Annotated in this window: 12 protein-coding genes; 1 reads left to right on the forward strand and 11 read right to left on the reverse strand. The window is 62.5% G+C overall.

The genetic code is table 11. From position 1 onward, the window contains the following. Positions 1–29: 29 nt before the first annotated feature. The 9 genes from SA496_RS20195 to SA496_RS20235 form a co-directional block, all read right to left on the reverse strand. Positions 30–854 carry a hypothetical protein gene (locus SA496_RS20195; RefSeq protein WP_330114368.1) on the reverse strand — a complete coding sequence of 275 codons (825 nt, stop codon included), beginning with the start codon at positions 852–854 and terminating at the stop codon, positions 30–32. Next, a complete protein-coding gene (locus SA496_RS20200; RefSeq protein WP_330114369.1) occupies positions 841–1,725 on the reverse strand; it encodes a hypothetical protein in 885 nt (294 codons plus the stop codon). The genes SA496_RS20195 and SA496_RS20200 overlap by 14 nt, the downstream gene beginning before the upstream one ends. 3 nt (positions 1,726–1,728) lie before the next feature. Beyond that, entirely contained in the window at positions 1,729–1,950 is a 222-nt protein-coding gene (locus tag SA496_RS20205; protein ID WP_330114370.1) for a hypothetical protein, read from the reverse strand. A gap of 113 nt (positions 1,951–2,063) precedes the next feature. Beyond that, the gene (locus SA496_RS20210) at positions 2,064–2,291 is read right to left on the reverse strand and encodes a helix-turn-helix transcriptional regulator (RefSeq protein WP_330114371.1); all 228 of its coding nucleotides are present in this window, start codon (positions 2,289–2,291) and stop codon (positions 2,064–2,066) included. Positions 2,292–2,362: 71 nt separating this feature from the next. Then, positions 2,363–2,911 (reverse strand): hypothetical protein, encoded by a 549-nt coding sequence (locus tag SA496_RS20215; RefSeq protein WP_330114372.1) that lies wholly within the window; start codon positions 2,909–2,911, stop codon positions 2,363–2,365. After that, positions 2,908–4,149 carry a tyrosine-type recombinase/integrase gene (locus SA496_RS20220; protein ID WP_330114373.1) on the reverse strand — a complete coding sequence of 414 codons (1,242 nt, stop codon included), beginning with the start codon at positions 4,147–4,149 and terminating at the stop codon, positions 2,908–2,910. Before SA496_RS20220 ends, SA496_RS20215 begins: the two co-directional genes overlap by 4 nt. A gap of 457 nt (positions 4,150–4,606) precedes the next feature. After that, a complete protein-coding gene (locus tag SA496_RS20225) occupies positions 4,607–5,758 on the reverse strand; it encodes an aromatic ring-hydroxylating oxygenase subunit alpha (RefSeq protein WP_178123538.1) in 1,152 nt (383 codons plus the stop codon). Positions 5,759–5,910: 152 nt separating this feature from the next. Continuing rightward, a complete protein-coding gene (locus tag SA496_RS20230) occupies positions 5,911–9,027 on the reverse strand; it encodes an efflux RND transporter permease subunit (protein ID WP_120654832.1) in 3,117 nt (1,038 codons plus the stop codon). A gap of 6 nt (positions 9,028–9,033) precedes the next feature. Then, on the reverse strand, positions 9,034–10,137 hold the full coding sequence (locus SA496_RS20235) for an efflux RND transporter periplasmic adaptor subunit (protein ID WP_330114374.1): 1,104 nt from the start codon (positions 10,135–10,137) through the stop codon (positions 9,034–9,036). A gap of 92 nt (positions 10,138–10,229) precedes the next feature. On the opposite strand from SA496_RS20235, the gene SA496_RS20240 reads away from it, so the two are divergent. Next, positions 10,230–10,865: a TetR/AcrR family transcriptional regulator gene (locus SA496_RS20240; protein WP_120654830.1), complete on the forward strand. Its 636-nt coding sequence runs from the start codon at positions 10,230–10,232 to the stop codon at positions 10,863–10,865. A 54-nt stretch (positions 10,866–10,919) separates the two neighbouring features. Here SA496_RS20240 and SA496_RS20245 read toward each other — a convergent pair whose 3' ends face one another. Both SA496_RS20245 and SA496_RS20250 read right to left on the reverse strand, forming a co-directional pair. Next, positions 10,920–11,693 carry a class I SAM-dependent methyltransferase gene (locus tag SA496_RS20245; protein ID WP_330114375.1) on the reverse strand — a complete coding sequence of 258 codons (774 nt, stop codon included), beginning with the start codon at positions 11,691–11,693 and terminating at the stop codon, positions 10,920–10,922. A gap of 69 nt (positions 11,694–11,762) precedes the next feature. Further along, positions 11,763–12,431 carry an extensin-like domain-containing protein gene (locus tag SA496_RS20250; RefSeq protein WP_256661053.1) on the reverse strand — a complete coding sequence of 223 codons (669 nt, stop codon included), beginning with the start codon at positions 12,429–12,431 and terminating at the stop codon, positions 11,763–11,765. Positions 12,432–12,436: the final 5 nt, after the last annotated feature.

Genomic DNA, 12,436 nt, shown 5'->3' on the forward strand with positions numbered 1-12,436 from the left:
CCGGATCAAAGTCCACGAGCACTGATCGCTCAGGCAGAGCCAGGGCGGGCTGAAGAAGGCCCCGGCTGACCTTCGCCATGCGCCTCTACCGCCTGCGCCGCAAGGCGCTTCCTGTCCTCCAAGTCGGCTTGGCTGGCCAGAACCTTCGCGCGGTTCGCATCTGCCCGCTGCTCCTGCGTAGTGATGCCAGCGCGCAGTTTCTCGCAGAGCTGGTGGCCACCCTCACCGCTGATAGCCGGCACGAGGATGGGTCCGGTCAACTGGACGGCGCTGTCGGCGGGGCGGGGCAACTGGCCCGTCTCGTGAGCGATCCGCTGTAGATGGGGCGCGGCCTGTTCCGCCGACAGCCGACCAAGCATTACGGCCTCTTCAACAGCCGACTGGCGCAGCGCGGGTGCCGTGCCAAAGCTCATCGACCAGTCCACCGGCAGACCACGGGCACGGGCCTCGCGCACCTGTTTGGCGTACGCCTCATGAAACATCCTGTCCGCCATCCAGGCATTCCCTGAGTTCAGGTATGGCTGGACCTCAGCGAGCGCCGCCAGAATTTCAGGCGTCACGGCAACACTGTCCGCCTCATCCGCCGCCCGTTGCGCGATCCTCCACGCTTCCCCGGTCGTTGGCCTGCCGTCGCGCTCCACCATCCACCGGATTAGATCAGCTGGACGGGGCTGGTACTTGCCAGTCTCTGGGTCGTCGACATGCCGCTGGAGCGCCTCCAGCACAGCGGCAAGGGGGAAACGCTCCAGGCTACGCCAGAAAGCATCGGCCATTGACCGCGACAGTGGCGTGCCGTAAACGGACATGGCTTCGGTGAGTTGCCGCGTGAACTCCAGACGGTCAGTGGCGCGCATGATGAATCACTTCGCCATCGATCACCTCGCCGCTTCCCTGGCCCGTCTCTTCGGCAATCTGCCGCAGGGTTTCATCGCTGACGGCCTGAGCCCGCTCCTGCTTGCTCAACCCTACGCCGCCCTGGTGGATGCGGTTGGCATTCGCCCACCACTCTGCCTTGAAGCCCTGCCAGCCCTGTTCGGCGCTGATCTTCACGGCATCGGCCAGGGTGATGCCGGCCTTCGCGGCTTCGCGCTTCACTGCGTCGAGCGCCGTCTGGGTCATCGGCTTGCTCTTGGCCTTGCGCACCGCCAACCAATCCTTGGCGTGCTGCTCAGCCACACCCAGTCCGACCAGATCGGCAACGCCGAGTGCGGTCATCTCTGGCTTTGGCTTTTTGTCTTTCGGAGGTAACGCCGCGCCGCGCCCTTCCATTTCCACTTCCGCTTCCCTATCCACTTCCACTTCCACTTCCACTTCCACTTCCACTTCCTCACGATCCTGCACGTGCTCTTCATGTGCATGACCAGTGTTTGCACATGCATGCACGTGCGTGCATTCCGTAAGGACTGAAGCCGGCTCCCTCGCATTGATGCGCTGATGATTTTGCCAGGACGGAATGGCACCGCACTCTTTGCCTTCAACCGTGTAACGCCGAATAAATCCAGCAGCCAGCAAAGCGTCTAGCACGTGGGAAAAGTCCACTTCGTCATAGGGCATCACATCGAGTTTCAGAGTGCGCGGTTGCCACCGGAAACGCCCTTCGCGGTCGACAACGGTGAACAGGCCGATGAAGGCCAGCCGCAGCGGTAGCCCGGACTCGCGCTCAGCCTCGAAAAGCGCTTCATGCCTGAACAACTCAGGTTTCACTGTCCTGATTTTGCTGCCCATCGCTCAGCCCTCCAACCAGCAGCACCGGCCCTGGCCGTGCAGGATGAAGGTGCTGTTCGGATGCGCCGCCGACAGAAGCAGGTCGCCATCGGCGAGCCATACGGCATAGCCCGTGCTGCGGCCGGGCTGGTCGCTCAATGCGGGAAATCTGGAAATCTTGGCAGCAGGTGCGGGCCTGCCAGCCATCGACCCACAGTGGGCCTCTGCTTCGTCTTGGAGACTCATAGGAACTGCCCTCGATGAATTGTCGAAGGCCAGACAAGGTGCGACGATGGGCGCGCCCGCCACTGAGGCAAACCAGTGGTCAGCACAGCCGGACGCCGTTACGTCCGGCTTTTTTATGCGTGTGCTGCTGTGCCCCGCGTGTTGTCTATCTGCTCATGCATCCACGCGACAACTTCATGCTCCAGCCACATGACAGAAGCCTTTTCGCCGATCCGAATAGGCTTCGGGAAAGTGCCCTGCTCCATGTACATGTAGATCGTGGACTTAGCGAGGCCGGTGACTTCTTCAACGTCACGACGGCGCAGAAATCGAAGCGGGAAAGGAGTGCCAGTTTTTGCCATGGTGGGAACCCATTTCAACTCGTTCCGAGGGTTTCAGAACGTCATGGGCCGTATGCTGGGACGGAAAAAACTCAGGCGGAACTTTTTTCCGTACTCTCTTTCTCGAGCTCATGAATCAAGTCGATACCTTTGAAAATGTGGTCGAAAAAGCATTGCAACCTTCCTAGGCTTTCAGCGTCCTCTAGGAACTCCTGAGCAGATTTCAGCGCGCGGGAAGGGCATTGCCTGGCCAACGCCTCACCACCTCGACGAAGTTCTGACTTGGGCAACCATGAGGGACGGGCCTCAGCCAAAAGGTCGCAAGCCTCAGCCTTGCTGCACCCTTTTGCACGCATTAGTAGGGCAATTGAGTGAACCAAAACGAATTTGTGGGCGACAGTCCACTTTGCCTTAGCACCATCCGGCTTGCGCTCTTTAAACTCTGGGACATGGCGCTCGACCAGCGCCCAAAGCGTTGCATGCTCACGATAAGGGGTCTCTGGTATTCCCATCCCATCAGCCAGCTCAAATAGGATTCGCCGTTTCTCTGCGGCTCGCTGCATGAACTGCCGGTCTATTTCTTCCATCGACGTCAATAGTCCTACCTTGAGCGGGGTAAGGCCTTTACGTTTGCCGGTCATGCTTCGGCCCGACCGAACGCACCATGCACGACATTCGACGCAGGCGGAGTGGTGGCAAAGTCTGCCCATACCTGCATCAGCTCGCGACGCTTCTCCAGCAGGTTGCTGCGACTGTAGGCGGCCTCGGTCTGGTCGCGTTCATCATGCGCCAGCGCCAGCTCGCAGACCTCGCGCGGGTAGTGCGTGCATTCGCTCGCCCAGGTACGGAAGGTGGCCCGGAATCCGTGCGTGGTTATGTCCGGCTGCTCCAGGGCGCGCAGCAACTGGAGGAACGCGATTCGTCCCATCACGCCCGACTTACCACTACCGGGAAACAGGTACGGACTGCCCACCGTGCGCGGGATGGCTCGCAGCAGTTCAACGGCCTGCTCTGGCAATGGGATGGAGAACGCCTGCCGAGTTTTCATCCGCTCGGCTGGCAAGTTCCAGGTAGCGGCCTCCAGGTCGAACTCATCCCAGGTCGCCAAGCGCACCATGCCCGCCCGCGCGGCGGTCAGGATCACCAGTTGCAGCGCCTGTGCATCGCGGCCAGTGGTAGCGGCGAGCTTGCCCATGAATGCGGGCAGTTTGTGCCAAGGCATCGACGGATGATTGGTCTTCTGCGCAGCCCGCTTCTTGTCGGCACGGCTCAGCAGGTTGTCCAGATGGCCGCGCCAGCGGGCCGGATTCTCGCCAGTTCGCAGGCCAAGCGCCTTGGCGGAGTCCAAGACGCTTTCAATCTGGCCCCGGACCTCATTGGCCGTGCGCGGTTTCGCGTTCCATATCGGCCTGAGCGAGAGAATGACCAGCTCAGTGTCGATACTGGCGGGCGACAGCTCACCCAGGACCGGGAACACATAGCGCTGCATCTTCGACAGCCAGCCGGCGCGCCAAGCCTTGGTTACATGCTCGAAATGCGCCCGGTGGTAATCCTCCGCCAGTGACTTGAAGGTAATGGCCTTGGCTTTGTCTGACTGCCGCTGTTCCTTCAGGCGCTGCTGTTCGGCTTTGCGCTCGTCCAGCGGATCACGGCCCTGCATGATGAGCGCGCGCGCCTCAGTGGCCGCCAACCGTGCAGCCTTGAGTGCCACAGTGGGATACGGCCCCAGCCCCATGTCACGGCGCTTGCCGCCGAGCTGGTAACGCAACAGCCAGGACTTGCCGCCCGAACTGCTGATCACAAGGTACAGCCCGTCCCCGTCCAGGTACCGGCCCGGTTCGCTCAAGTGTTCTACCTGCTTGGGGTTCAATCCGCTCATGCTGCGTCCTCATCGCCCGATCTGACCCCACACCCAGCCCCACACTTTTTCGCAGAATGAGCTGGAATGAATCAGAACGTAATGGACGCATAATAGCCTGAAATCCCCGTATTAACGAGGCTTCTCGGAATGAATCATAATCATGCGGAACTAAAAAAGCCCGGCTTGATGCCGGGCTTTTTTGTGAGTGACCGGACAGATACGGGCAATGCGGTTCGTGCCGGATGAGCATTCCGGTGTGAGGGCTTGGGAACTTGTTGTTCAGCTCCTTACCGAGTTGGTTCGGGCTTTCGTTTCGCCTTGCCGGGCGACTCTCTTTTCCAATCGCCGGATGGCCAGCTCCGTGAAAAGGAAGCAAAAAACTTGCTCCTACATCCGGCTCCAGCCGCGCCGGAGCCCCCGCCCCCCCCTAGGTTGCCAAATTTCAGGCCAGCGCTGTCCGGCGATGCGGAACCAATCATAAAACCTCCACCCGCTCCTCCGCCAACGCCTCATCCAGCCCCTGATGGAACCATCTCAGCGCCTGTTCGAACCGGCCATGCCAGAGCCGGTCGCTCGCGCCGGCCTGGATTCCCGCCTGCACTCGTGCGGCCATGGCGAAGTCTTCCTCCAATGCCGAATAGAGAATGGCGTTGTTCTTCTCGAAATAGCGCTGTGCCTTTTCCGTTGCCGGAGTCTCCGGCAGCAGGGTATGGCCCAGCACGCGGGTCGCGAGGGGACCGTCGGGGAATACGGTGGAAAAGTCGATGTGGTCCGGCTCCACCAGCACCAGCGTGTTGGGCCAGAGGAAGTACAACAGGTTGCCATGGCGCCGCAGGTCCCAATCCCGCTCGGGCTGGTCGAGGATCTCCCGCAGGTTGCGCTTCACGTAGTAGTTGCGGATATGCCGGCCGAAACGCTCGAACAGTCCCAGGTTGGGCCAGAACAGGTGATCGATGGTGGCCTGGTGGGCGCGGGAGACGTGGTAGTTCTCGAGGAAGGTGTCGATGGTCAGTTTCCAGTTCACCGGCCGGCGAATGTCCTGGGGGTCGAAGAGCACGTGCCCTTCCAAGGCAAAACTGTCGAAATCGGCCAGGATCTGTTCGCCGAAGAAGGCATCCATGTCCAGCGCAGGCCCCGGTGAGTGCCGGGCCCAAATGGCGCCAAAGCGCTCGGCCACCGGGACTTCGGTGAGATTCAGGCAGGTACGGTCGATGCCCTCGAAGCCGTAGCCATGGGGGATACCCCGCAGCTGGCCATCGGGGTTGTAGGACCAGGCGTGATAAGGACAGACGAAGACGCGGTTGCGCCCGGCCACATCGCCCACCAGCTGGGTACCTCGGTGCTTGCAGACATTGAGGAAGGCCCGCAACCTGCCCTGTTCGTCGCGGGTCAGCAGCAGCGGCGCCAACAGATCACGGGTAATGAAGTGGCCCGCGGGAATCTCCACGGAGCGAGCCACCAGCAACGGCTCGCGCCGAAGGACCTCGTCTCGCTCGCGGCGGTAGCGTTGCTCGTCCAGGTACAGGTCCACGGGTAGTGATGAGGGCGTCTCGACGCATTCGGAGACGCCCCGTTCCACCAGGGCCAGGGTCCGTTTGAGCAAGTCCACCTGGGTCGCGTGCTGCATGGGCACCTCGTCTTGTTGTGATGGGCGGAGACAGGCCCGGCCAGTCTCTGCCCACAGGCGATCAACGCCAAGAGCTCGGGAAGAAGTGGCCTGATGATTGGCAGGATCGACCGGGACGCCCATGAAAAAGGCCCCCGGAGGGGCCTTTGTCGTCAATGGCTGGGCTGGGTGTCTGGCACCGGTACCGCCCGGACCTGTTCCGCTTCAGCCGGTTTGACCCGGAACCAGGCCGCGTAGAGAGCAGGCAGGAACAGTAGCGTCAGGGCCGTGGCAACGATCAGGCCACCCATGATGGCAACGGCCATCGGCCCGAAGAATACGCTGCGCGACAACGGGATCATCGCCAGCACCGCCGCCAGTGCGGTGAGCACGATGGGCCGGAAGCGCCGCACCGTGGCTTCGATGATGGCGTGCCAGCGATCCAGTCCGAGGGCGATGTCCTGCTCGATCTGGTCAACCAGGATCACCGAGTTGCGCATGATCATCCCCGCCAGAGCGATAGTGCCGAGCATGGCGACGAAGCCGAACGGCTGGCGGAACACCAACAGGAACAGGGTCACACCGATCAGCCCCAGAGGCGCGGTTAGGAACACCATGGCCGAGCGCGAGAAGCTCTTCAGCTGCAACATCAGCAGCGTCAGCACGACCACGATGAACAGCGGCATGCCAGCATTCACTGACTTCTGCCCGCGAGCGGAGTCTTCCACCGTGCCGCCCACTTCCAGCAGGTAACCGTCCGGCAGCTCTGCGCGGATCGGATCCAGCGTTGGCGAGATATCCTTGACCAGCCCCGCCGGCAGCGACTTGTCGTAGATATCGGCACGCACGGTAACGGTCGGCAGGCGATTGCGGTGCCAGATGATGCCTTCCTCGAAACCGTATTCCAGGGTGGCAATCTGCGACAACGGCACGCTGTGGCCGCTGTCGGTGGGCACCGCCAGGCTCGGCAACAGGGCCAGCTCCTGGCGCTCGCGCACCGTGCCGCGCAGGAGTATCTCGATCAGCTCGTTGTCCTCGCGGTACTGGCTCACCGGCGCGCCGGTCAGTGAACTCTGCAGGAAGCGCGATAGATCGGCGGTACTCACACCCATGGCACGCGCGCGGTCCTGTTCGATATTCAGGCGCACCACCTTGCTGGGCTCTTCCCAGTCCAGATGCACGTTGACGACATGGGGGTTCTCACGAACCTTGTCGGCAACCTTGCGGGCCAGGGCACGGACTTCGTCGATGTGCTCACCGGAAACGCGGAACTGCACCGGGTAACCCACCGGCGGGCCGTTCTCCAGACGCGAGATACGGCTGCGCAGAGTGGGGAACTCGTCGTTCAACACCTGGATCAACCAACTGCGAATTTCTTCGCGCGATTCGATGGATTTGGCCAGCACGACGAACTGGGCGAAACTCGCCGCCGGCAATTGTTGATCCAGCGGCAGATAGAAGCGTGGCGAACCGGTGCCGACATAGGCCACATAGTTGTCCACACCCGGATGCTCGCGGAGCAGTTGCTCCAGGCGCTTCACCTCGACCTCGGTATTGGCCAGGGACGAACCCTCGCCCAGCTTGAGGTCGACCATCAGCTCCAGGCGTCCGGAGGATGGGAAGAACTGCTGGGGCACGAAACGGAACAGGGCAATGGAAGCGACGAACGCCGCCAGGGTCAGCAGGATCACCGTCTTGCGCCGCCGCACGCACCACTCCACCACGCGACGGACGCGCTGGTAGAAGGGCGTGCCGTATGGGTCGTGGCCCTTGTCGCTGCCGCCGTGCTTCTTCGCATGCAGCTTGGCAAGGTCCGGCAGCAGTCGGTCGCCCAGGTAGGGCACGAACATCACCGCGGCGATCCAGGACACCACCAGGGCGATGGTCACCACCTGGAAGATCGAGCGGGTGTATTCGCCCGTACCCGACTGCGCGGTGGCGATGGGCAGGAAGCCGGCGGCGGTGATCAGAGTGCCGGTGAGCATGGGGAATGCGGTGCTGCTCCAGGCATAGCTCGCCGCCTTCAGGCGGTCGTAGCCCTGCTCCATCTTGATGGCCATCATCTCCACCGCAATGATCGCGTCGTCCACCAACAGGCCAAGCGCGAGCACCAGGGCGCCAAGGGAAATCTTGTGCAGGCCGATGCCGAGGTAGTACATCGTGGCGAAGGTCATTGCCAACACCAGCGGAATGGACAGCGCCACCACCAGGCCCGTACGCAGGCCCAGGGAGAAGAAGCTCACCAGCAACACGATGATCAGCGCTTCGGTGAGCACGCGGACGAACTCCCCTACTCCGGTCTTCACCGCTGCCGGCTGGTCCGACACCTTGCGCAGCTGCATGCCGGCCGGCAGATTCTGCTGCAGGCGGGCGAACTCGGTTTCCAGCGCCTGGCCGAGCACCAGGATGTCGCCTCCGGCCTTCATGGACACAGCCAGACCAATGGCGTCCTCGCCCATGAAGCGCATGCGCGGTGCCGGCGGGTCATTGAAGCCACGGCGAACTTCTGCGACATCGCCGATGCGGAAGGTGCGGTCGCCCACGCGGATAGGGAAATCGCGGATTTCCTTCACCGAATCGAAGCGGCCGGAAACCCTCAGCTGCACACGGTCGCTTGGGGTTTCGAAGAAGCCGGCTGCCGCCACCGCGTTCTGCTCTTCCAGGGCTTGCTGCACGGCAGCGAGCGGAAGTCCCAGGGTTGCCAGTTTCACGTTGGACAGTTCGATCCAGATCTTCTCGTCCTGCAGGCCGAGCAGCTCCACCTTGCCCACATCCTTGACTCGCTGCAGCTGCAGCTGGATGCGGTCGGCATAGTCCTTGAGCACTGCGTAGTCGAAGCCTTCGCCGGTCAGCGCATAGATATTGCCGAAGGTGGTACCGAACTCGTCGTTGAAGAACGGCCCCTGGATTCCCGGCGGCAAGGTGTGGCGAATGTCGCTGATCTTCTTGCGGACCTGATACCAGAGCTCGGGAATCTCATTGGAATGCATGGAATCGCGAGCGATGAAGGTCACCTGCGACTCGCCGGGGCGGGAGAAGGAGATGATCTTGTCGTACTCGCCGGTCTCCATCAGCTTCTTCTCGATGCGTTCGGTGACCTGGCGGGACACTTCCTCGGCGCTGGCGCCCGGCCAGTTCGTACGCACCACCATGGCCTTGAAGGTGAAGGGCGGATCTTCGCTCTGCCCCAGCTTGGTGTAGGAAATGGCCCCAACGATGCCCAGCAGCAGCATGATGTAGAGGACGATCTGGCGATTCTGCAGCGCCCAGGCGGATAGGTTGAAGTTCACGACGCCTTACTCCTTGGCCAGCATCTTCACCGAACGGTTCGCACGGTCCACCGGCCGCACCTGCTGGCCTTCGCGCAGCACCTGCACGCCAGCGGCCACCACCCAGTCATCAGGCTGGAGACCTTCGAGCACTGGTACGCGATCCTCGCCATAGGGGCCGACGCGCACTTGGCGGCGCTTCAGCGTGGAGTCTTTCGGGTCGACGACCCAGACGTAAGGCTGGCCTGCCTCGGCGGTTAGCGCCGAGAGCGGTACGGAGAGCGGCACGGAGCCATTGCTGCGGATGAACACGCGGGCGCTTTGTCCCAGTTCGGCGGGTGCCTTGCCATCGTTGAAGGCGACCCGCGCGGCGAACGTGCGCGACTGTGAATCTGCTGCTGGCGCCAGTTCACGGATTCGCGCCGGGAATCGCTGGTCGGGAAGCGACCAGAGTTCCACCGCCACATCCTGACCCACCTTGAAGCGATCGATTGCATGTTCCGGCAGGCTGATCACCACTTCGCGCTCACCATCGGCAGCCAGGGTGAAGACGGTCTGCCCGGCGGCCACCACCTGTCCTACTTCAGCTCGTCGGCTGGCGATCACACCGTCCTGGGACGCGCGCAGAACGGTATAGGCAGCCTGGTTGCTGGCGACGTTATGTTCGGCCTTGATCTGCTTCACCCGCGCCTCGCCGGCCCGGTACTGGTTCTCCACGTTGTCGTACTGGGAACGGCTGATCATCTGGCGGTCCAGCAAGGTGCGGTAGCGATCCCGCTCGGCCCGCACCAGCTTGAGGTTCGCGTCAGCCGCGGCCACCTGAGCCCGGCTGGCTTCCAGTTGAAGACGCACGTCCTCCGGGTCCAGCTCGGCCAGGGCCTGATCCTTCTTCACCCGCTGGCCCACTTCCACCAGGCGCTTGGCGATCTTGCCGCCGATACGGAAGGCCAGATCCGGCTCGTAACGCGAGCGCACCTCGCCCGGGAAGGTATCCACCGCATCGGCAGCAGGCTCGGGTTGCGCCACCATGGCCGGTCGCACCACTTGTTGCACGGGCTCCCCATTACCGCAGGCCGTGATCAAAAGGGAGAGGGAAATGGGCAAAGCGAGGGGCAAGGCATGGCGAAACATGATGAATGACCTTTCGCGAAGAGCAGCTGGAATATTTATACTGCTGGGTATAGTAAAAATAGCAAACTCACCAGTCCAGTATTTATAAAGAAATGTCAGACAATTCATTTCCGACTAGCGGCCCAGGCCGCCCGAAAGATCCCGCGAAGAGAAAGGCAATTCTCGAAGCCGCGAAGAATCTTTTCCTACAGAACGGCTACGACGGCAGCAGCATGGACGCCATCGCCGCCGAGGCCGGCGTGTCCAAGCTGACCGTGTACAGCCACTTCACCGACAAGGAGACGCTGTTCTCTGCCGCGGTTAAGGCGAAATGCGAGGAGCAGCTGCCGGAGCTGCTGTTCGAGCTGCCGGCGGACGCCAGCATCGAGCATGTGCTGCTGAACATCGGCCGCAGCTTCCACCAGCTGATCAACAGCCGGGAATCCCTGGAGCTGCACCGGGTGATGGTGGCCATGGCCAACCAGGATCAGAAGCTGTCGCGCATGTTCTACGAGGCGGGACCGCTGCAGATCCTGCAGGAAATGACCGGGCTGCTGGAGCACGCCAACCAGGCCGGCAAGCTACGCATTGACCACCCGCAGAACGCTGCCGAGCATTTCTTCTGCCTGATCAAGGGCGGGCACAACTTCCGCATGCTGATTGGCTGCGCGACAGCCCTGGAAGGGGAAGAAGCCGAAGAGCATGTAAAGGAAGTGGTCGAGCTGTTCATCAGGGCGTATGCGCCCTGATTTCCGGGGTGCGGTGGTCCAGCGTGATGCTTGCGCTGGTGCCAACGCTGTAGTTCAGGCCCCGAGCTTCTTCTTCGGATAGATGTCGTAGCGGCTGGACTTGCCTTCCAGCGCATAACCCGGCTTTGCGCCTACGATGATCGGCGCCTTGCGCGGGCGCTTCACCACGACCCGGTGACTGGCCAGGGCCAGGGCGGCCTCCAGCAGGGCCGGCGCGTCCTGGTCGTCCCCGACCAGGGGACGGAACAGGCGCATTTCCTTCTTCACCAGGGCGCTCTTGTCGCGGTGCGGAAACATCGGGTCAAGGTAGATGACCTGGGGGGCCTCACCCTGCCAATTGCGCATCAGCTCGATGGCATTGCCATGCAGCAGGCGCATGCGTGCAGCGATGGCCGACGTTTCCAGGTCATGACCGGCGCGAGCCAGGCCATCTTCCAGCAAGGCGGCGATCAACGGCTGACGCTCGATCAGGGTCATGTCGCAACCCAGCGTCGCCAGGACGAAGGCATCGCGACCAAGCCCGGCCGTGGCATCCAGCACCGTTGGGCGCACGCCCGGCTGCACGCCGACAGCCTTGGCAATCATCTGCCCGCTGCCACCACCGAACTTGCGCCGGTGAGCAGCGGCGCCCTCGACGAAATCCACCCGCACCGGCCCAGGTGAGTCCGGCCCGAGCTGTAGCAGTTGCAGACCCTCGCCCCCCAGTTGCAGGGCGAACTCCGCCTCACCTTCGCGCGTCAGGCCCAGGCGCGCAGCCCAAACATCCAGCGCTTCGGTAAAAGCCGGCTCGAGGGCCTCGGCCCTCACCCTGACAGAATCTTCACTCATGGACGCAATCGCCTGACCGGTAAAAACCCGCGCATTCTGCCAGACCGGTGACGCAGTTTCGCGCCCGTCTCAGCGACACATGCGGAATCGCCCCATGTCCAGATGGAAGTGGTCGCGATGAGCCGCGTTGTAATCCGGGCCGAGGGTCACTTTGAAGTGTTTACAGGCTGCTTCCCGCACCTCACGAAGGAATCGGGCATTGTCTCCCTCCCCAGCCCAATCCCTGGCCACCGAAATATGGCGACCGTCGGCCAGTCGGAAGCCAGCGATATCCAGCGCGTTGGCCGACGCATGCTGGCTCCGACGCTGGCTGCTTTCGATGTTGCGGCAGGCGAAGCTTCCCAGGTGGTCGATGCGCGTCACTCGCTGGCCGAATACCTGCTGAGCAGCGGGCTGCAGGCCATGGCGCTCGAATAGGGCGAAGGCTACCGCAAGTTCGCACGTGGCGATGAAGCTGCTGCTGAAGGTCAGATCGGATGCGCTGATACGCACGCTATTGGAGAGAGGACAACCGGCGATCGGGGCACTATCGGGCAATGCCGCATACCGCAGTGGAGAACTGGCCAGGGCCTGTCGGCAAAGTTCGGGATGGCCCTGCATGCGAGAGACCTTGAAGCGGGTCATCAGGTTGGGCGCTTCCCGCACATCCAGCGGCGCCCAGGGATTCCAGCGCGGCGGCAACTCCAGACGCCACCCCTGCCCCACAGGCGGCGCCAGCAGAACAGTCAGCGCCGCGATACCGA

Source organism: Pseudomonas sp. JS3066, from assembly GCF_036328175.1.
Classification (GTDB): domain Bacteria; phylum Pseudomonadota; class Gammaproteobacteria; order Pseudomonadales; family Pseudomonadaceae; genus Metapseudomonas.

Coding starts and splice junctions, on each gene's coding strand:
- SA496_RS20195 (WP_330114368.1), bottom strand. CDS start 854: ATGCGCGCCACTGACCGTCTGGAGTTCACGCGGCAACTCACCGAAGCC.
- SA496_RS20200 (WP_330114369.1), bottom strand. CDS start 1,725: ATGGGCAGCAAAATCAGGACAGTGAAACCTGAGTTGTTCAGGCATGAA.
- SA496_RS20205 (WP_330114370.1), bottom strand. CDS start 1,950: ATGAGTCTCCAAGACGAAGCAGAGGCCCACTGTGGGTCGATGGCTGGC.
- SA496_RS20210 (WP_330114371.1), bottom strand. CDS start 2,291: ATGGCAAAAACTGGCACTCCTTTCCCGCTTCGATTTCTGCGCCGTCGT.
- SA496_RS20215 (WP_330114372.1), bottom strand. CDS start 2,911: ATGACCGGCAAACGTAAAGGCCTTACCCCGCTCAAGGTAGGACTATTG.
- SA496_RS20220 (WP_330114373.1), bottom strand. CDS start 4,149: ATGAGCGGATTGAACCCCAAGCAGGTAGAACACTTGAGCGAACCGGGC.
- SA496_RS20225 (WP_178123538.1), bottom strand. CDS start 5,758: ATGCAGCACGCGACCCAGGTGGACTTGCTCAAACGGACCCTGGCCCTG.
- SA496_RS20235 (WP_330114374.1), bottom strand. CDS start 10,137: ATGTTTCGCCATGCCTTGCCCCTCGCTTTGCCCATTTCCCTCTCCCTT.
- SA496_RS20240 (WP_120654830.1), top strand. CDS start 10,230: ATGTCAGACAATTCATTTCCGACTAGCGGCCCAGGCCGCCCGAAAGAT.
- SA496_RS20245 (WP_330114375.1), bottom strand. CDS start 11,693: ATGAGTGAAGATTCTGTCAGGGTGAGGGCCGAGGCCCTCGAGCCGGCT.